Genomic DNA, 17939 nt, shown 5'->3' with positions numbered 1-17939 from the left:
GCGCTCAGACGAGCTCGGCGGCCGCTGCCTCGTAGATGCCGGTCCAGCCGCCGATCGACGGCGCCGCCATCAGCTTGCTGGTCGGCACCCGGATCTGCAGCTTCGTCTCCACCTGGATCTGCAGCTCCACGATCGTCAGCGAGCTCGCGCCGCGGTCGAAGAAATCCTCGTCGGGCGCGAGGTCGGCGAAGCCGAGCGTGTCCCGGCAAGTCGACGCGATCGTGTCGGGGATGGCGATCTTTTCAGTCATGACGTTCTCCACGTGTCAAAGTTGGGCCTGCGAGTCGATTCCGGTCGACCTTGCCGTTCGCGTTCAGCGGCAGCTGCGCGCAGACGGCGATGGTGTCGGGGATCATGAAAGGCGGCGCGAGCTTGCGCAGTTCGCCGCGAATGAAGGCGGGCAGGTCGTCGCGCGGCTCGCGCGCCTGCACCGTGGCCGTGAGGAGCTTGTCGCCGTTCGCATCCTCGCGAACCTGCACGATGCACTCGTCGACGCACGGGATGCGCGACACGAGCAGCTGCACTTCGTCGAGGCTGACGCGGTAGCCGCGGATCTTCGTCAGCCGGTCGCGCCGGCCGACGAATTCGAGCGCGCCGTCCGGGCGGCGGCGCACGACGTCGCCGGTGCGATAGAGCAGGCCGCGCCCGGACGGATCGGGCACGAACGCCGCGCGCGTCGCGTCGGGCCGGTTCAGGTAGCCGAGCGCGACGCCGTCGCCGCCCGCATACAGTTCGCCCTCCTGCCCATCCGCGACGGGCGTCGGATCGTCGGCGGCGCCGTCGAGGATATGGATCGACGTACCGGTGATCGCGACGCCGATCGGCACCGAGCCGGCCGGCCGGTTCGCGCGCGTCATCGCGTGGCAGCAGGTGAACGTGGTGTTCTCGGTCGGGCCGTAGCCGTTCACCACCGTGATGCCGTCGAACGCGTCGAGCACCGTGTTGACCGCCTCCGGCTTCAGCACGTCGCCGCCCGCGAGCAGCACGCGCACGCCGTCGAGCATGCCGAGGTTGCGGCGCACGACGAGGTGGAACAGCGCGGCCGTCAGCCACAGCACGGTGACATGACGTTCGCGGATCAGCGCCGCCACGGCGTTCGGATCGAAGATCGCGTCCTCATACACGACGAGCCGCGCGCCGTTCAGCAGTGCGCCCCAGATCTCGAACGTCGACGCGTCGAAGGTGATCGGCGACAGCAGCAGGAACGCGTCGTCCTCGCGGATCGTGATGTAGTTCGGGCGATCGACGAGCCGCACGACGCCGCGATGCGGCACCACGACGCCCTTCGGCTTGCCGGTGCTGCCCGACGTGAACATGATGTAGGCAGGCGTGTCGCCGTCGTGCGAGGCGGGCGGGGGCGCTGCGTCGTCGGCGCGATCCGCCGCGAGATCGGCGACCTCGACGATTTCCAGACCCGTATCGCGCAGCGACGCGTCGCCGGCCGCGACGAGCGCATGCCGCGCGCCGCTGTCGTCCGCGTACGTGCGTTTGATCGCGTCGGGGTAGTGCGGATCGATCGGCACGAAGGTTGCGCCGAGCTTCACGACGGCGAGCATCGCGATCACGGCGTCGACGCTGCGCGGCAGGCTCAGCAGCACCGCGGCGCGCGGCGCGACGCCTGCGCCGGCGAGCCGCGCGGCCAGCCGGTTCGCGCAGCGGTCGAGCTCGCGATAGGTGAGCGACGCGCCCGCGCCCGCCAGCGCCACATGTTCGGGCGTGCGGCGCACCTGTTCGGCGAAACGGCCATCGATGGTCATCAGGGTCATGACGAAACTCCCGATCGGGCGGACTCTGTCCGGAAGAACTGCAGCAGCGCGTGCGTCATGTCCGGATGCGCGCGGCACAGTTCGTAATGGTCGCCGTCGAATTCGTGCACGCCCGTCGCGTCCGTCAGGTGCGACAGGATGATGTGCGCGCTGTCCGGCGTGACCTGGCGGTCGCTGCGCGTTGCGATCACGAGCGTGGGCTGCGTGACCGCGCGCGCCTCGTTCAGGAAGTCGACCTGCCGGTACGCGACGTAATTCAGCCCGTAGCGATGCAGATGGGCCGCGCTCGAGAACGGCACGGAAATGAAGTCGTGGAACTCGGATTGCGGTGCGCTGCGCCCCGACGAAATCTTGTCGAACAGCACGCTCGCCATATCCTTGCTTGCGGCGGCGGCGGGCAGCAGCACGTCGACTTCGCGCTGGAAGCTGCTCGGCCGGCATACCGACGGCTTCAGCATGAACTCGCCGGACACCAGCGCGAGCCGGCGCACGGTGCCCGGATGGCGCGCGGCGGCCAGCAGGCTGATGCCCGCGCCCGAGCAATAGCCGATCACGTCGGTCGCGCCCGCATGGCCGGCGCGCGCATTCGCGTGCGCGGCGACCTGCACGAGATCGCGCACGTGGTAGTCGACGTCGAAATCGTCTTCGCGCGCATCGTCCTGCAGGTCGAGCACGAAGCGGGATTCCCACGTGACGAGATTGACATGCGGCGCGAGCGCCTCGCACAGGCGTGCGGCCATTGCATGGCGCACGCCGAACGGCAGCACCAGCATCAGGTTGCGCCGCTCGGGCGAGAACCCGGAATGGAAGACATTCAGCGGCCGACCGTCAAAGCCGGGAATGATCTCTCTGTGCATGTGAATGGCCCGGATCGTGTGGGGGGAGAGGGCGCAAACGCAACCTGCGCCGCGATGTGCCGCGATGCGTGCGCGATCAGCTCGGCGTCGGGCCGCACGGCTGCTCGACGTCGAGCGCGGCGCAGGTGATTTCATCGATTTCGATCCAGCACGCGAACACGGGCTTGCCGTCGATGAACTGCGGCGGCGCGGCGCGGTGCGCGTGCACCTTCAGGCGCTTCAGCAGGCGTTCGACGCCGAGCGGCGACACCGTGATCAGGCGGCGGACGCCGCGCTCCACCGCGAAGCGGACGATATCGGCCAGCAGCGTGCGCGTGTTGCCGTGCGCGCGTTCCAGCGCCGCGGAATCGGCGCCGAGGATGTAGGACGAAAACCGGGAGAGTTCCCAAATATCGGGTGCGTTCGGGATCGGCGCGGCGCCCATCAGCGACGGAAAGACCTCGCTCAGCAGGTAGGGCTGCGTCGTCGGCAGCAGGCGCGCGCACGAGCAGATCGCGTCGTCGTCGTCGCGGCCGAAAACGTAGACGGTGTCCGGCCGATCGAACTGATCGAACTCCTGATTATCGACCACCGGCAATTGCCAGCCGAGCTTTTCGATAAAGATTGCGTGTCGGTACGATGCGAGCGCGGCGAGGCTTGAAACGGATAACTGCGACGCATTTCCGATAGTGGTCTTTTGCATGTGCGAGCTCCAATAGACCTACGCATTTAATGCGAAATGGAGGACGCGTCGAAACTGCAACTTATTACAGGTCTGTTAATGGAACATATGCATGGATACTGGCGCTCCACGGCAACGTGATAATCCACTCTTCGAGAAGCCGCATCGTGTGTTCGGGGCCGAGGTCATACCCTTTCGCGCACACGATCATCACGTTGGCCGTCACGCTGTTCGGCAGCATCCGATACACGTGGTGGCGATCGGCGAGCCAGCACCAGCCGAACGTGATCGGCGGGCGCCAGTCGGTATCGATCCATTCGCAATAGCCTGCGTGGCACGCGGGCATGCCGTGGTCCCACGCGTCGTTGAGCACCTGCGCGTCGCAGCCGGCGTAGAGCAGGCCGGGGTTGACGGCCGCGAGCTGGCTGACGGACAGGCGAACGTATCCGTCGTGAGGCGCAGACGCGCCGAGGCGGGCCGGCGTCGCGCTGGCGTCCGATTTCAGATCCAAGATCAACCTCCTTGTTTGTGTGGCCCGGGCAGCATGCGGTTACGACGCGCGCATGACGACCGTTACTTTCAAACATGGGCGGATGGCTGTCCGGGCAGCCGCGCGATGGCGGACCGGAACCGGGATGACGTCGATGCGGAACGAATCGAATCGCGCGACGGCACGTGGCCGTGGGCGGTGCGATGCGCGGTGTGATGCCGGGCGGATGAGCCGGCTGCCGCGCGGCCAACCGGACGGATCGGACCGGATGGCAAAAGGGGCCACGGAAGCGCGGATCATGTCGCCGTGACACGATGCCGGTCAAACCGTCTTCGATGGCCGAATTGGACAGTATTCCGGGGAGATATTGCCTGACACGCAAACAAATTCAACCTGCAAGAAATTGCAGCTTCGCATCCGGAATGATTATCTGCATCATGGCATCCGATAAAACATTAACCGGCTCGAATTCGGCGCGATGCACGAAGCGCCTGATTTTTCCATCGCCGGAAACAATGCGGCGACGGAGCGGAGAGAGGCGTGATCGAGATAGCGGATATCGGCATACGGGATTTCAGTCACGCTGACATCGACGGATTCATCGCGTACTGGTACGACGGCGGCGACAGCCACCTGGCGGCGATGGGCGTCGATCCGGCCCGGCTGCCGGGCCGCCGGCAGATGCGCGACATGCTCGCGCTGAATCTCGAGCGCGAAGCGCGCGCGGGCACGCCGCAGAACGCGATCTTCAGCATCACGCTGCACGGGCAGACCGTCGGCGTGCACGAACTCACGCACCTCGAGCAGCGCGCCGGCGGGCCGCCGGGGCGCTACGCGAGCGGCGTCATGCATGCGCATATCTGGCAACCCGCGCATCGCCGGCTCGGCATCGGCGTGGTGTCGTACGTGAAGGCGATGGCCGCGTTCTTCGAGCGTTTCTCGCTCGACGCGATCCGCTTCGAATCCCCGGCCGACAACGTCGGCGCGAACCGCGTGAAGGCGCACCTCGGCATCGCGCCGCAAGGCGAAGGGCTGTTCGAGCTGCCGATCCTGCGCGCGCCGCTGCGCACCGTCCGCTACCGGGTGACCCCCGACCAGATGCCGGCGATCACCGCACGCATGGAAGCGGTGTGGGACACGCGCCGGCACGCCGACGCGCCGTACTGATCCGACCGTCAAGCCAGCGAGATTTCCCCACCGATGAATTCGAGTTCAGCCGGGATGGCCACGAAGGCGCCGTCGAGGGCGCAGTCCTCCGCGCAGTTGAAGATCTTCGCGCCGGTGCCGGCACCGCGCCTGCGGATGATCTGCTGCGCCTACGCGGGCGGCAGCGCCGCGGTGTTCCGCGGCTGGCACGAACGCCTGCCGCGCGACGTCGAGGTGTGCGCGGTCGAGCTGCCGGGGCGCGGCGCGCGCTTCCGCGAGCCGCCGCTGCGCACGATGCGCGCGCTCGCCGACGACACGATGGTCGGCCTGCTCGACTGCGCCGACGCCGACATCGTGCTGTTCGGCCACAGCATGGGCGGGGTGCTGGCGCTCGAGCTGGCGAAGCGGCTCGTCGATGCGGGGCGCCCTCCGCTCGCGCTCTTCGCCTCCGGCTGCGCGGCGCCGCACCTGCCGTCGCGGCGGCACCGCCGCCTGCACGACCTGCCGCGCGACGAGCTCGTGCAGGAGCTCGACCTGCTCCAGGGATTGCCCGCGGGGATGCTCGACGCGCAGGCGTTCATCGACATGTTCCTGCCGACGATCCGCGCGGACCTCGAAAGCCGCGAGACGTGGCGCACCGAGATTCGCGCGCTGCCGGTGCCGATTCACGTGCTGAGCGCCCGCCACGACGCGCTGGTGTGGACGCCGGACCTTGGCGAATGGCAGCGGTATTCGGAATTGCCGTTGAACGTGCGCCTGTTCGACGGCGAGCATTTCTTCATCGACACCCACCGGCCCGACGTGCTGGCGCACCTGAGCGGCGTGCTCGATGCGCTGCCGGCCGTTGCGGGGGCAGCGGCGGATCGCGCGGCTGCGCCCATCGGCCAGTAAATCATTCCCGTCGACCCGCGACGAAACACAACGAACTACAACGAAGGAGATCACCCGTGGAAACCTCACAAGCAGCGCAGTCCCCCTTGCTCCACAAGAACCAGGTCAGGACGCCTGAAGACTTCCGCAACATGCCGGAGGAATACCGGTCGCTCGCGACGCACCTGATGATGGTCCATACCGAAGGCGAGCTGACCGGCGCGGACGACTACACGCAGGTGTTCTACAACCTCGCGCCGAACGCATACGAGAAGTTCGTCTGCTGCGAGCGCGCGGCCGAGGAGGTGCAGCATTACGAGCTCAGCGCGGAAGTGCTGGCCGGCCTCGACGTCGATACGAGCGGCATGCTCGCGCAGCATTTCCAGCAGCGCCCGTACTACGCGAACGAACTGGTGCGCGGCGTGCGCAACTGGATGGAGCGCGGCATCTTTTCGTTTCTCGGCGAAGCGGTCGTGCTCGAGCACCTGCTCGAGTTCCAGGAGTCGAGCTACGAGCCGTTCAGCGAGATCTTCGTGAAGCAGATCATCAAGGACGAGCACGTGCACGTCGCGCACGGGTTCCGCATCATCCGCGACGCGTGCGGCACGGACGCCGGCCGGCAGGACGCGCAGCAGGCGCTGGACCGCCTGTGGCCGCACATTCTCGGCCTGTTCGGCCGCGACGAGTCGAAGCGCTCGGCGCTGTACGTGAAGTGGGGGCTGCGCAAGACGACCAACGGCGAACTGCGCCGTCACTTCGTGCGCAAGATCCTGCCGAAGCTGAGCGCGCTCGGGCTCGTCGTGCCGGAAATGGCTGTGCTTGCCGCGGAGCAATCATGATCGAGACCCGCGAAATCAAGACCCGCCGCAAGGCGCTCATCGCCGAACGGCTGCCCGACCTGCTCGCGCTGGATCCGGCGCTGGCGCAGCGCTTCAACGAAGTGCGGCGCTTCTCGTCGCTCGTGCGCGCGTCCGAGTACCACCTGACCAATGCCTGCAATATCCGCTGCAAAGGCTGCTGGTTCTTCGAGTTCGGCCATGACAAGCACGCGCAGGAGGCCAAGTCGATCGATGCGTGGCGCGCATTCATCGCGGCCGAGCGCAAGCGGCGCGTGAACTGCGCGCTGTTGATCGGCGGGGAGCCGACGCTGTTCCGCGACCGGATCGAGGCGTTCGTCGACGGGATGCGCTACGTGTCGATCTCGACGAACGGGCTGAAGCCGCTGCCGAACGTGGCGCCGTTCGAGAACGTGACCGTGTTCATCTCGCTGTTCGGCGGCGGCCCGCTCGACGACGAGCTGCGCGCGATCCGGCCGGGCGGCGGGCGCTTCGAAGGGCTGTTCGACACCGCGCTCGACAACTACCGGAACGACCCGCGCGCGACCTTCGTGTTCGCGGCCACCGAGGACGGGCTCTCGTATATCGAGCCGACGGTGCGGCGCATCCGCGACAACGGCAACGTCGTCACGTTCAACTTCTACAGCAAGTACGACACCGGGCACCCGCTGCGGATGGAAAACCAGCGGCGGCTGCTGGCCGAGATGCTGCGCGTCGCGCAGGCGTACCCCGACACTGTGCTGAACCACCCGGCGCATATCGAGGCGATCGTCACCGGGCGCGCGTGGTGCGGCGAGTTCGGCTACGACGTGTGCCCGAGCGTGAGCCAGGATCATCCGGGCAACGCCGAACGGCTGACCAACGGCAACGCGGCATTGCCGATGTTCAACACGTGGAAGCCGGACCTGCAGACCGTCGAGCTGTGCTGCACGTCCGGGCACTGCAACGATTGCCGCGACAGCCAGGCGGTATACAGCTGGCTGATGGTGAGCCTCGACAAGTCGCTCGACAGCCTCGACGCGCTGCGCACGTGGGTCGGCGTCGCGGAAAGCTACTGGAAGCAGTTCATCTGGTCGCCTTACCGGCAGACGATCGGCGCCCGCGCGCCGGAGGCCGGCGTGCTGCCGGTGGCCGACGAGCCGCAGGTGGAAGAGGTGCGCGCATGACGGCCATCCCGGCCTGGGCGTCCGACGCGCTCGACCTGCCGGGCGACGAGGCAGACCGCATTCGCTGGGAGGCCTGCCTCGGCGCGATGCCGATTCTCGCGCATCTCGGCGCGTCGCTCGACCTGTCGCACCGGCGGATCGTGCGGCTCGCGCTCGTGCAGCGCACGCAGGCGCATGCGGGCGGGCTCGGCACGGACGCGCTCAACGGCGCGATCATCGCGGGCCTGATCGATTGCGCGATGTCGGTGACGGGCGTGCTGCACTTGCGGGGCCGCACCTGCGGCACCGTGCAGTTGTCGATCCAGTTCATGAAGCCGGTGAAGGCGGCCCGGCCGGTGGTCGAATGCGTGGCGGTGCGGCGCTCGTCGGGCGTCGTGTTCGTCGAGGCCCGGCTGACGGAAGGCCGCGGCCGCTGCAGCGTGCTCGCGACGGGCGTGGTCGGCGCGGCCACGCTCGCCGCGCGCGATTCGGGCGGCGACGGCCGCAGCAACTGGCTGGACAAGGTCGTGGCCGAGCCGTCGGTGCCGTCCGTGCCGGAGGCCGCGTGAAGCGCCGCCGCAATGGAGAATCCGCATGAGCGAGACCGCGTTTCCTGAGTCGTTCCATCTGCCCACTGCGTTCGATGCGGTGGATGACTGGTGGTCGCCCAAGATCGTCGCGCAGGTCAACGACCAGTACGTCAAGGTCGCGAAGATCAAGGGCGAACTGGTCTGGCACAAGCACGACGGCGAAGACGAACTGTTCTACGTGGTGCGCGGGCATCTGCACATGCAGTACGAAGGCGGGCGCGTCGTCGAGTTGCCGGAAGGCAGCATGCACGTGGTGCCGAGGAATACGCTGCACAGCCCGCGCGCCGACGACGAATGCTGGATCGTGCTGATCGAGACGGTGACGACCAGGCATACGGGCGACGTCGAATCACCGCGCACGAAGTCGATTGCGGATCAATTGGCGTGACGGCGCGCGAATTGAAGAATTAGCGATCGATATCGGTATTTTGCCGGCAATTATGTCGATTTTTAATCATGGAGGACACCATTGCCGGCCTATGCGCGATTGCACGGCGCGTGCTGCCGCGCAAGCATTCGTGACAATAGAGCGTCAATTAAATTTGTTCACTTGACATCAGTCCCGGCCGCGTGAGATTTGTGATTATGCCGGCGCCGTTCCTAAAACTATATTCGGCGTGAATCGGCAATCATCGAGACGACAATCAAACCGTCTCCCACTTGATTAGGGAACCTCTGATGAAGCAAAAGAATGCACCCATGCTGCGCAAGCATGTGCTGATTGGTGCCGCGACGATTCTTTCGGCCGTCGCCGCGACTGATGCGATGTCCGATCAGACTGTCAGGATTGGCAGCGTCGAGCCGCTGACGGGCGGTATCGCCCACCTCGGCAAGGACAACGAGAACGGTGCGCGTCTCGCCGTGGAGGAGATCAACGCGAAGGGCCTGACGATCGGCGGCCAGAAGGTCACGCTGGTGCTCGACGGCCAGGACGATGCAGCCGACCCGCGCCAGGCCACGCAGGTCGCGCAGAAGCTCGTCGACAACAAGGTCGTCGCGGTGATCGGCCACCTGAACTCGGGCACGTCGATCCCGGCCTCGAAGATCTACAGCGATGCGGGCATCGTGCAGATCTCGCCGTCGGCGACCAACCCCGTCTATACGCAACAGGGCTTCAAGACGACGTTCCGCGTCGTCGCGACCGATGCGCAGCAGGGCCCGGCACTCGCGTCCTATGCGCAGTCGAAGGGCATCAAGACCGTTGCGGTGGTCGACGATTCGACCGCGTACGGCCAGGGCCTCGCGAACGAGTTCGAGAAGAAGGCGAAGGCGCTCGGCCTGAAGGTCACGTCGCACGATGCGACCAACGACAAGGCCGTCGACTTCCGCGCGATTTTGACCAAGATCAAGGGCGAGAACCCGGACGCGATCATGTACGGCGGCATGGACGCCACCGGCGGCCCGTTCGCGAAGCAGGCGAAGCAGCTCGGCCTGCGCGCGAAGATCTTCTCGGGCGACGGCGTGTGCACGGAGCAACTGTCGAGCCTCGCGGGCGATGCGTCCGTCAACGTGATCTGCTCGCAGGCCGGTGCGGCGCTCGAGAAGATGCCGGGCGGCACCGCGTTCGTCGCGAAGTACCAGAAGCGCTTCAACCAGGGCATCAAGTTCGATGCGCCGTTCGCGTATGACGCGGTGTACATCGTCGTCGACGCGATGAAGCGCGCGAACTCGACCGATCCGGCGAAGATCCTGGCCGCGATCCCGGCGACGAACTACTCGGGCGTGATCGGCACGACGTCGTTCGACGCGAAGGGCGACCTGAAGCACGGCGTCATTTCGCTGTACGGCTACAAGGAAGGCAAGAAGACGTTCATCGACGAAGTGAAGATGTAATGGCGTGAGCCGCGCGATTCGCTGTGCGTGGCGCGGCGAATCGCGCTCGGCTCGCCGTCGTTTGACGGGCGGCCGATATGGTCGCCGCGACAGAATCGATCCCCATGACGATCATCGTCCGTGACGCCGTGGCCGCGGATGCGCCGGCCTTGCGCGAACTGTTCCTGCGTTCGAGACGCGCGACCTTTGTCTGGCAGCCGGACGACGCGTTCGCGCTGACGGACTTCGACACGCAGACGCAAGGCGAACGGCTGCGCGTGGCCGAGGATGAAGCCGCACGACTCGTCGGCTTTGTCGCGGTGTGGGAGCCGGACCATTTCATCCATCACCTGTATGTGGACACGCCGCAGCTGCGGCGCGGCATCGGCCGCGCGCTGCTGCATGCGTTGCCGGGCTGGCCGGCAACGCGCTACCGGCTCAAGTGCCTGCGCGCGAACGAAGCGGCGCTGGCGTTCTATCGCGCGTGCCGCTTCGTCGAGGTCGGCGCCGGCTGCGCGGACGACGGAGAATATCTGTTGCTGGAGTCGGGCGGCGAGGGGGGGGGGAACGCGCCAGGCGGGCTGCGCAAAGGGGTAGCCGACGACCAACAGCGTCGACGTGCACGCGAATGGTTTGAAATACTTCAAAAGTCCTCGTAGGTTGGTTCATGCGCGTATCCGTGTTTTCCCTTATGCAGGAAAGCCGCCGCAAGCCGATGTTGCAGACAAGGCGTGAAAAACCAATACGAGGGCCATCATGACGACGCCGGAAACCAGCGGCAGCAGTCTCACCCCCGATGCAACAGCCGACGCGACGCAGCCGGCCGACGGCGTGCCCGCCGCGCCCGTGATCCTGCTCGTCGACGACGAGCCTGCCGTGCTGTCGGCGCTCAGGCGGCTGCTGAGGCCCGCGCGCTACGAGGTGCTGACCGCCGACGGCGGCGAGGCGGCGCTCGAGATCCTGGCGTCGACCGAAGTCGACCTGATCGTGTCGGACATGCGCATGCCGCACATGAGCGGCGCGGCGTTCCTCGCCCGCACGCGAGAGCTGTATCCCGACACGATGCGCATCCTGCTGACCGGCTATTCGGAAATCGACTCGGTGGTGCAGGCGATCAACGAGGGCGGCATCTATCGCTACCTGAACAAGCCGTGGGACGACCACGACCTGCTGCTGACGATCGAGCAGGCGCTCGAGCAGCGGCGCCTGCGGCACGAGGCCGCGCGGCTCGCGGCGCTCACGCAGGCGCAGAACGAAACGCTGCGCCAGTTCAACGCGGAACTCGAAACCCAGGTGCGTGCGCGCACCGAGGAACTGGGGCAGACCGTGATGTTCCTCGAGGCGGCGCAGCGCGACCTGAAAAGCAATTTCACGGCGATGGTGCAGGTGTGCGCGAGCATGATCGAGATGCGTTGCGGGGCCGCCAGCGGGCAGTCGATGCGCATCGGCGAAATCGCGCGGCATCTCGCGCTCGCGTCCGACATGTCGAGTCTTCATGCGCAGGACGTCTACTACGCCGGGCTGCTGCACGGGATCGGCAAGCTGTCGCTGCCCGATGAATTGCTGCACAAGCCGCTGACCCGCATGACGACGGACGAGCTGCGGCTGTTCCTGCAGCATCCGCTGCGCGGGCAGATGGTGCTGACGCCGGTCGCGCAGCTTCATCAGGTCGCGTTGATCGTGCTGCACCAGTACGAACGGTTCAACGGGCGAGGCACGCCGAACGGCCTCGTGGGCATCGATATTCCGCTCGGCGCGCGGATCGTCGCGGTCGCGCGCGATTTCGAGGCGCTGCGCCTCGGCGAGATCGGCCCGCCGCATTCGGTCGAGCAGGCGCTCGACGCCATCACGTCGCAGGCCGGCGTGCGCTACGACCCGCAGATCGTCGAACGCTTCGTGACGCTGATGCGGGAGCCCGCGACACTGGGCATCGCGTCGTCCGTGTCGGAAGTGAAATCCGGCCAGCTGCGCGAAGGGATGCAGCTCGCGGACGATCTGCGCACGCATCGCGGCGTGCTGCTGATGACGAAGGGCAGCGTGATCTCGGCGCATCAGATCGACCTCGTGCGCCGCTTCGAAGCGCGGGAGGGCACGCCGTTCGACATCCTGGTGCTTGCCGCGAGCGCGCCGAAGCCCGCGCCGCCGGCGGGCGACGTGGCCGGTTAACGGCGGCGCGGCACGGTCGCCGCGACGCGCGACTGGCCGCGCGGCTTGGCACAACCGCACTTTCACCTGACCGGGTGCGACCATGCACGGCACTTACCAACTGTCGCTCGTCCTGCTGTCGCTCGCGATCGCGACGCTGGCTTCGTATACGGCGCTCGATCTGGCCAGGTTCATTTCGCTGCTCGACAAGCCGAGGCTCAAGCGCGCATGGCTGGGCGGCGGCGCGGCCGCGATGGGCACCGGCATCTGGTCGATGCACTTCGTCGGGATGCTGGCGTTTTCACTGCCGATTCCGCTCGGCTACGACCTCGTCGACACGGGGATCTCGCTGGCGATCGCCGTGCTCGTGTCGTACTTCGCGCTGAGCGTGGTGACGCGCGCGACGCTGCCGCGGCTCCGGCTGCTTGCCGGCGGCGTGCTGATGGGCGGCGGGATCGCCGGCATGCATTACATGGGTATGGCCGCGATGCACATGCAGCCGGGCATTCGCTACGATGCCGCGCTGTTTGCCGCGTCGATCGGCATTGCGGTGCTGGCGTCGACCGTCGCGCTGTGGCTCGCCCAGACGCTGCGCACGCGGAACACGGGGTTCGCGAGCGCGCGACGCGCGGGCGCGGCCACGCTGATGGGCGTCGCGATCAGCGGCATGCACTACACGGCGATGGCGGCCGCGCACTTCGCGCCGGACGCGCGCTGCGGCGCCGCGAAAGGCATCGATGCGCCGTGGCTGGCGACGACGGTCGCGCTGTTCACGCTGGCGATCCTGGTCGTGACGCTGATGCTGTCGCGCTTCGACGCGCGCACGATGTTCCTGAGCGGCATCGCCGACATGCTCGACGACCTGGTGCAGCGGCGCACGGCGGAGCTCAAGCACGCGCTGCGCCGCTACGAGCTGACGACCGAGCTGCTGCAGCGCACCCGCGCGCACATGGCGCGCGAGATCGAGGAACGCAAGGCGGCGCAGGCGCGCCTCGAACAGGAGAAGGACGAGCAGCGGCGCCTGCTGCATGCGCTCGAGGAAACCCACGTGCAGCTGCTGCAGTCGGAAAAGCTGGCGTCGATCGGCCAGCTCGCGGCCGGCGTCGCACACGAGATCAACAATCCGATCGGCTTCGTCAGTGCGAACCTCAATACGCTGAAGACCTGGGTGCGCGGCCTGCTCGACGTGGTCGCCGCGCACGAGGCCGCGATGGCGAGGCTCGATGCCGATACGCGCGACGCGCTGGCGGCCGCGGGGCGCGCGGCGGATATCGATTACATCCGCGACGAGATCGCAACGCTGATCGAGGAATCGATCGACGGGACGATGCGGGTGCGGCGCATCGTGCAGGACCTGCGCGATTTCTCGCGGCCGGGCAGCGACGAGTGGAGTGTCGTCGATATTCACGCGGGGCTCGAGAGCACGCTGAACGTGGTTCACAACGAACTCAAGTACAAGGCCGATATCGTGCGCGAGTATGGGGACGTGCCGCAGGTCGAGTGCTTGCCTTCGCAGTTGAACCAGGTGTTCATGAACCTGCTCGTCAATGCGGCGCAGGCGATTTCCGGGCGAGGGGTCATCACGATTCGCACGACGAGTGATGGCGACCACGTGACGATCGCGATCAGCGATACGGGAAAGGGCATGTCGCCCGACGTCGTGCGCCGGATCTTCGATCCGTTCTTCACGACCAAGCCGGTCGGGCAGGGGACCGGGCTCGGGCTGTCGGTGTCGCACGGCATCGTCGAGCGTCATCGCGGAGTGATCGAGGTGACGAGTGAACCGGGGTGGGGGTCGACGTTTTCGGTTCGGTTGCCGGTGCGGCGGGTGAGGGATGAGGTGGGGGTGGAGGCGTTGCGGGATGAGGCGTGAATGCGTCGGTAGTACCGCTTTCGATCGCAACTAACGGTCTAGCCCGCGTGGATCCGCCGAGCGCGCCCCGGTATCCCGGGGCGCGGCAAGGGCTTACAGGCCCGCGACGCGGATTGTCGCCGGAAAAGGCTAGGCCGGCAGCGGCCGAAAATAAGGGCCGGTATTCCAGCCCTTATGGCAGGCTCGCATGCTCGCCTTCTACCGGCGCGCCGTGTGTCAACGTTCGAAAATTACAACTTCATCGACACGTGGATTGGAGGGTCAGGTGTATCCACTCCCATCCCCTGGATGACACGGTAGAGTTCCACGAGGGCTTTTTCCTTTTCTACGTCGTGTCCACCGACGACATGGGTCATCTGGGAAGCAGACAACTCGTCCTCCTGATGCAGGTCAACAATAGTCAGCGAGTTCATTTTGAATCTCCATTCAAAAGAAGCTTGGTAGCAAGGTTCGAGCAGTTGTCATTTACTGCTCGCTCACTACCGTGCACGATCTGCGCCAACTCGCCGTTGCGGCGTAACGTACTGTTTAATATAGAAATTTCAAACCTCTCGCTTCTATATCGGCGATTCGGGGTATGCGACATGTTGGCTATATTCCAACACGCGACAATCTTCTGTTGGTTATTCAAAAACAGTGCTTACCGACCGATACTGTCCGATCGATCGCCGACAGCCTGCCCCGCGTTCCCCGAAAATCCCCGAAGAGCCAAAAAGATTGCCGGGGAACGCGGCGCGGATCTTGAGGAGGATGCATTCGTCGTCGCGATACCTGTAAGCACGGCAACAGTCGAAGTATGCTGTGACCCGATTAGCTGGAGAAAGAGGAAGCAACAACCATGATCGCTCTGCGTTCGCTGACTGCGATGCTTTCGCTGCTGGCGCTGGTCGCGTGCGCCAGTCTTCCGCCGCAGGGCGACCGCGCACCGGCGCATGCGCTGACCGACACTGCGGACACGCGCCTCGGCATCGCATTCGCGCCGCTGGCGAAAGCGCATCCCGGGCAGGACGCGTTTCATCTGCTGCGCAACCCGGTCGACGCGCTGGACGCGCGCGTGCTGCTCGCCGATCGCGCTGACCGCTCGCTCGACCTCCAGTACTACATCTGGCACGACGACCTGACCGGCCACACGCTGGCGGACGCGGTCATGCGCGCCGCGGACCGGGGCGTGCGGGTGCGCGTGCTGCTCGACGATCTCGGCACGAACGCGGACGACCGCAAGCTGCTCGAGATCAGCGCGCATCCGCACATCGAGATCCGGCTCTTCAACCCGGTTGCCGCGCGCACGTTCAAGAAGATCGGCGCGGCGCTCGAGTTCTCGCGCGTGAACCGGCGCATGCACAACAAGGCGATGATCGCGGACAACCAGGCCGCGATCGTCGGCGGCCGCAACATCGGCGACGAATATTTCGGCGCATCGTCGATGCTGGAGTTCGGCGATCTCGACGTCGTCGTGCATGGCCCCGTCGTGACCGACATCTCGACCGAATTCGATGCGTTCTGGAATTCCCCGTATGCGTATCCGATCGACGCGCTCGTCGGGCACGAAGCGGCGCCGGGCGGCCTGGACCGGGAGCGCGAGCGGCTGCGCGACTACATGCGGGCGATGGAAGACAACCCCTACGTGCTCGAGGCCAGGCAACGGCTCGACCAGATCGTTCATGGTCAGGGCACCGAATGGTCGTGGGGGCGCGCGACCGTCCTGTACGACGATCCTGCGAAGATCGCGCATGCACCGAACGACAGCGAAGGGCACCTGATGCCGAAGCTGCGGGCACTCGCGCTGCAGCCCGAGCACGAACTGCTGATCGTGTCGCCGTATTTCGTCCCCGGCAAGGACATGATCGAGCGGCTGCGCGCGCTCATCGCGCGCGGCGTGCGCGTGACGGTGCTGACCAACTCGCTCGCTTCCACCGACGTGGCGGCCGTTCATGCCGGCTACCGGCGCTATCGCCGCGATCTCGTCGAGGCCGGCGTGCGGCTGTACGAGCGGCGGCCCTCCGGCGACAAGAGCATCTCGAAGCAGGTCGTGTTCGGGTCGTCGCGTGCGTCGCTGCACGCGAAGACGTATGTGTTCGACCGCAAGGGCATCTTCATCGGCTCGATGAACCTCGACCCGCGCTCGCTGAAGCTCAATACGGAAATCGGCGTGTATTGCGAGAACCCCGAGATCGCGTCCGATGTCGCGACGGATCTGGAATCGAGGCTCGACGCGATCGCGTGGCGCGTGGTGGCAACCACCGATCCGGCCGGGCACGGGCAGCTCGAATGGATTCAGACCCATGCGGACGGCACGACGACCCGACTCGACACGGAACCGGAAGTCTCGGCGGCGCGCCGGATGCAGATCTGGCTGCTCGGGCTGCTGCCGATCGAGTCGCAGCTCTGATCGCACAGGCATCAGAAAATCTGATTGAAGCATTCAAAACAACGCGTTGGCCCGATCGTCGAACGGCTTGCATACTGGCTGCATTCATTCATGCGGCCGCACGCGCGGCGGGGACGACATCATGCCGACCACCTACGATGCATTCCGACAACTGGGCATGCGGCTCGACATGTCGCGCGGCAAGCCCGCGCCCGAGCAGCTCGACCTGGCGAGCGCGCTGTTCGCGGCGGCCGGCGACGCGGGGCATTTGTCGCGAGACGGCTTCGATTGCCGCAACTATGGGCATGTGCTCGGGTTGCCGGAAGCGCGTGAGTTCGGCGCGGCGCTGCTCGACGTCGATGCGGCGCAGGTCGTCGCGGCCGGCAATTCGAGCCTCGCGCTGATGCACGACGCGCTCGCGTTCGCCGTGTTGTTCGGGGTGCCCGATGCACCGGCGTGGCGTACGCAGCGCGATGTCGCGTTCCTGTGTCCCGTGCCCGGCTACGACCGGCATTTCTCGATCTGCGAGGCGCTCGGCATCCGCATGATCCCGGTGCCGATGCGCGACGACGGCCCCGACATGGCCATCGTCGAGGCGCTCGTGCGCGACGATCCGTCGATCAAGGGCATCTGGTGCATGCCGTTGTACAGCAATCCGAGCGGTGCGATCTATTCGGCCGACACCGTCCGGCGGCTCGCGTCGATGCCGGCCGCGGCGGCCGATTTCCGGCTGCTCTGGGACGACGCCTATCGATTCCATCACCTGACCGACGTGCCGCATGCGACGCCGAACGTGATCGACGCGTGCGCGGCATCCGGATATCCGGATCGCGCGCTGGTGTTCGCGTCGCTGTCGAAAGTGACGTTCGGCGGCGCCGGCGTGGCGTTTCTCGCGTCGTCGCGACGCAACGTCGACTGGTGGCAGCGGCATCAGTCGATCCGCACGATCGGCCCGGACAAGCTGAACCAGCTGCGCCACGTTCATGCATTGCGCGATCGCGCGGGGCTCGACACGTTGATGGCGCGCCATCGCGCGCTGCTGAAGCCGAAGTTCGACGCGGTATATCACGCGTTCGGCGCGCATTTTGCGGATCTGCCCGACGTGTCGTGGACGCGGCCGGAAGGCGGCTATTTCATCAGCCTGTTCGTGCCGCCGGGGCATGCGAAGCGCACGGTCGCGCTCGCAGCCGCAGCCGGGCTCGTGCTGACGCCTGCCGGCGCCGCCTTCCCGTACGGCGACGATCCGGACGACCGGCATCTGCGGATCGCGCCGTCGTTTCCGTCGCTCGACGAGGTGCGGCGCGCGGCGGACGGCATTGCGCTGTCGGCGCGGCGGGCGATGGAAGCGGGTTGAGTCCTCAACCCGTCCCGGTCGGTCGG

17 protein-coding genes and 1 pseudogene are annotated in these 17939 nt (G+C 66.5%); 12 read left to right on the top strand and 6 right to left on the bottom strand.

Translation table 11 applies throughout. The features are described 5' to 3' along the window. Positions 1-4 precede the first annotated feature (4 nt). The 5 genes from HWY45_RS26505 to HWY45_RS26485 form a co-directional block, all read right to left on the bottom strand. On the bottom strand, positions 5-250 hold the full coding sequence (locus HWY45_RS26505) for an acyl carrier protein (RefSeq protein WP_017335653.1): 246 nt from the start codon (positions 248-250) through the stop codon (positions 5-7). Then, positions 243-1766 (bottom strand): amino acid adenylation domain-containing protein, encoded by a 1524-nt coding sequence (locus HWY45_RS26500; protein ID WP_059883305.1) that lies wholly within the window; start codon positions 1764-1766, stop codon positions 243-245. The genes HWY45_RS26505 and HWY45_RS26500 overlap by 8 nt, the downstream gene beginning before the upstream one ends. Continuing rightward, positions 1763-2623 carry an alpha/beta fold hydrolase gene (locus HWY45_RS26495; RefSeq protein WP_059883303.1) on the bottom strand — a complete coding sequence of 287 codons (861 nt, stop codon included), beginning with the start codon at positions 2621-2623 and terminating at the stop codon, positions 1763-1765. The genes HWY45_RS26500 and HWY45_RS26495 overlap by 4 nt, the downstream gene beginning before the upstream one ends. Before the next feature lie 76 nt (positions 2624-2699). Next, positions 2700-3305, bottom strand: a complete 606-nt coding sequence (locus HWY45_RS26490) for an acyl-homoserine-lactone synthase (protein ID WP_059564880.1) — start codon at positions 3303-3305, stop codon at positions 2700-2702. 64 nt (positions 3306-3369) lie between these two features. Next, positions 3370-3795: a DUF4902 domain-containing protein gene (locus HWY45_RS26485; RefSeq protein ID WP_059806373.1), complete on the bottom strand. Its 426-nt coding sequence runs from the start codon at positions 3793-3795 to the stop codon at positions 3370-3372. 519 nt (positions 3796-4314) lie between these two features. On the opposite strand from HWY45_RS26485, the gene HWY45_RS26480 reads away from it, so the two are divergent. The 10 genes and pseudogenes from HWY45_RS26480 to HWY45_RS26435 all read left to right on the top strand — a co-directional run bounded on the left by HWY45_RS26480 (position 4315) and on the right by HWY45_RS26435 (position 14191). Then, positions 4315-4941: a hypothetical protein gene (locus HWY45_RS26480; protein WP_059883301.1), complete on the top strand. Its 627-nt coding sequence runs from the start codon at positions 4315-4317 to the stop codon at positions 4939-4941. A gap of 33 nt (positions 4942-4974) precedes the next feature. Beyond that, positions 4975-5811, top strand: a complete 837-nt coding sequence (locus HWY45_RS26475) for a thioesterase II family protein (RefSeq protein ID WP_230946953.1) — start codon at positions 4975-4977, stop codon at positions 5809-5811. A gap of 56 nt (positions 5812-5867) precedes the next feature. Beyond that, positions 5868-6629 (top strand): Phenylacetic acid catabolic protein, encoded by a 762-nt coding sequence (locus HWY45_RS26470; RefSeq protein ID WP_230942583.1) that lies wholly within the window; start codon positions 5868-5870, stop codon positions 6627-6629. After that, positions 6626-7792, top strand: a complete 1167-nt coding sequence (locus HWY45_RS26465) for a radical SAM family protein (protein ID WP_059883295.1) — start codon at positions 6626-6628, stop codon at positions 7790-7792. The genes HWY45_RS26470 and HWY45_RS26465 overlap by 4 nt, the downstream gene beginning before the upstream one ends. Beyond that, positions 7789-8340, top strand: a complete 552-nt coding sequence (locus HWY45_RS26460; protein ID WP_059883293.1) for a PaaI family thioesterase — start codon at positions 7789-7791, stop codon at positions 8338-8340. The genes HWY45_RS26465 and HWY45_RS26460 overlap by 4 nt, the downstream gene beginning before the upstream one ends. A 25-nt stretch (positions 8341-8365) precedes the next feature. Continuing rightward, a complete protein-coding gene (locus tag HWY45_RS26455) occupies positions 8366-8749 on the top strand; it encodes a cupin domain-containing protein (RefSeq protein WP_059883290.1) in 384 nt (127 codons plus the stop codon). A gap of 290 nt (positions 8750-9039) precedes the next feature. Beyond that, the gene (locus tag HWY45_RS26450) at positions 9040-10194 is read left to right on the top strand and encodes a branched-chain amino acid ABC transporter substrate-binding protein (protein ID WP_059564872.1); all 1155 of its coding nucleotides are present in this window, start codon (positions 9040-9042) and stop codon (positions 10192-10194) included. 104 nt (positions 10195-10298) lie between these two features. After that, a pseudogene (locus HWY45_RS26445) lies at positions 10299-10751 on the top strand (N-acetyltransferase family protein); the annotation flags it as partial. Positions 10752-10929: 178 nt separating this feature from the next. After that, on the top strand, positions 10930-12339 hold the full coding sequence (gene nosR, locus HWY45_RS26440; protein WP_059883288.1) for a response regulator c-di-GMP phosphodiesterase, NosR family: 1410 nt from the start codon (positions 10930-10932) through the stop codon (positions 12337-12339). 82 nt (positions 12340-12421) lie between these two features. Continuing rightward, positions 12422-14191, top strand: a complete 1770-nt coding sequence (locus HWY45_RS26435; RefSeq protein WP_059806352.1) for a histidine kinase — start codon at positions 12422-12424, stop codon at positions 14189-14191. Between the two features lie 230 nt (positions 14192-14421). Here HWY45_RS26435 and HWY45_RS26430 read toward each other — a convergent pair whose 3' ends face one another. Beyond that, positions 14422-14604 carry a hypothetical protein gene (locus HWY45_RS26430; RefSeq protein ID WP_059806349.1) on the bottom strand — a complete coding sequence of 61 codons (183 nt, stop codon included), beginning with the start codon at positions 14602-14604 and terminating at the stop codon, positions 14422-14424. A 425-nt stretch (positions 14605-15029) separates the two neighbouring features. Between HWY45_RS26430 and HWY45_RS26425 the strand changes: the two genes are divergently transcribed. Both HWY45_RS26425 and HWY45_RS26420 read left to right on the top strand, forming a co-directional pair. Next, entirely contained in the window at positions 15030-16580 is a 1551-nt protein-coding gene (locus tag HWY45_RS26425; RefSeq protein ID WP_059883286.1) for a phospholipase D family protein, read from the top strand. A 121-nt stretch (positions 16581-16701) separates the two neighbouring features. Beyond that, positions 16702-17913, top strand: a complete 1212-nt coding sequence (locus HWY45_RS26420; RefSeq protein WP_059883284.1) for an aspartate aminotransferase type Ic — start codon at positions 16702-16704, stop codon at positions 17911-17913. The last annotated feature ends 26 nt before the right edge of the window (positions 17914-17939 follow it).

Origin of the sequence: Burkholderia stagnalis (assembly GCF_902830275.1) — a bacterium.
Classification (GTDB): Bacteria; Pseudomonadota; Gammaproteobacteria; order Burkholderiales; family Burkholderiaceae; genus Burkholderia; species Burkholderia stagnalis.
The sequence above is the reverse complement of the archived record's forward strand: the minus strand, read 5'-3'. Positions and strand labels throughout refer to the sequence as shown.

Coding starts and splice junctions, on each gene's coding strand:
- HWY45_RS26505 (WP_017335653.1), bottom strand. CDS start 250: ATGACTGAAAAGATCGCCATCCCCGACACGATCGCGTCGACTTGCCGG.
- HWY45_RS26500 (WP_059883305.1), bottom strand. CDS start 1,766: ATGACCCTGATGACCATCGATGGCCGTTTCGCCGAACAGGTGCGCCGC.
- HWY45_RS26495 (WP_059883303.1), bottom strand. CDS start 2,623: ATGCACAGAGAGATCATTCCCGGCTTTGACGGTCGGCCGCTGAATGTC.
- HWY45_RS26490 (WP_059564880.1), bottom strand. CDS start 3,305: ATGCAAAAGACCACTATCGGAAATGCGTCGCAGTTATCCGTTTCAAGC.
- HWY45_RS26475 (WP_230946953.1), top strand. CDS start 4,975: ATGAATTCGAGTTCAGCCGGGATGGCCACGAAGGCGCCGTCGAGGGCG.
- HWY45_RS26465 (WP_059883295.1), top strand. CDS start 6,626: ATGATCGAGACCCGCGAAATCAAGACCCGCCGCAAGGCGCTCATCGCC.
- HWY45_RS26460 (WP_059883293.1), top strand. CDS start 7,789: ATGACGGCCATCCCGGCCTGGGCGTCCGACGCGCTCGACCTGCCGGGC.
- HWY45_RS26455 (WP_059883290.1), top strand. CDS start 8,366: ATGAGCGAGACCGCGTTTCCTGAGTCGTTCCATCTGCCCACTGCGTTC.
- HWY45_RS26450 (WP_059564872.1), top strand. CDS start 9,040: ATGAAGCAAAAGAATGCACCCATGCTGCGCAAGCATGTGCTGATTGGT.
- nosR (WP_059883288.1), top strand. CDS start 10,930: ATGACGACGCCGGAAACCAGCGGCAGCAGTCTCACCCCCGATGCAACA.
- HWY45_RS26435 (WP_059806352.1), top strand. CDS start 12,422: ATGCACGGCACTTACCAACTGTCGCTCGTCCTGCTGTCGCTCGCGATC.
- HWY45_RS26430 (WP_059806349.1), bottom strand. CDS start 14,604: ATGAACTCGCTGACTATTGTTGACCTGCATCAGGAGGACGAGTTGTCT.
- HWY45_RS26425 (WP_059883286.1), top strand. CDS start 15,030: ATGATCGCTCTGCGTTCGCTGACTGCGATGCTTTCGCTGCTGGCGCTG.
- HWY45_RS26420 (WP_059883284.1), top strand. CDS start 16,702: ATGCCGACCACCTACGATGCATTCCGACAACTGGGCATGCGGCTCGAC.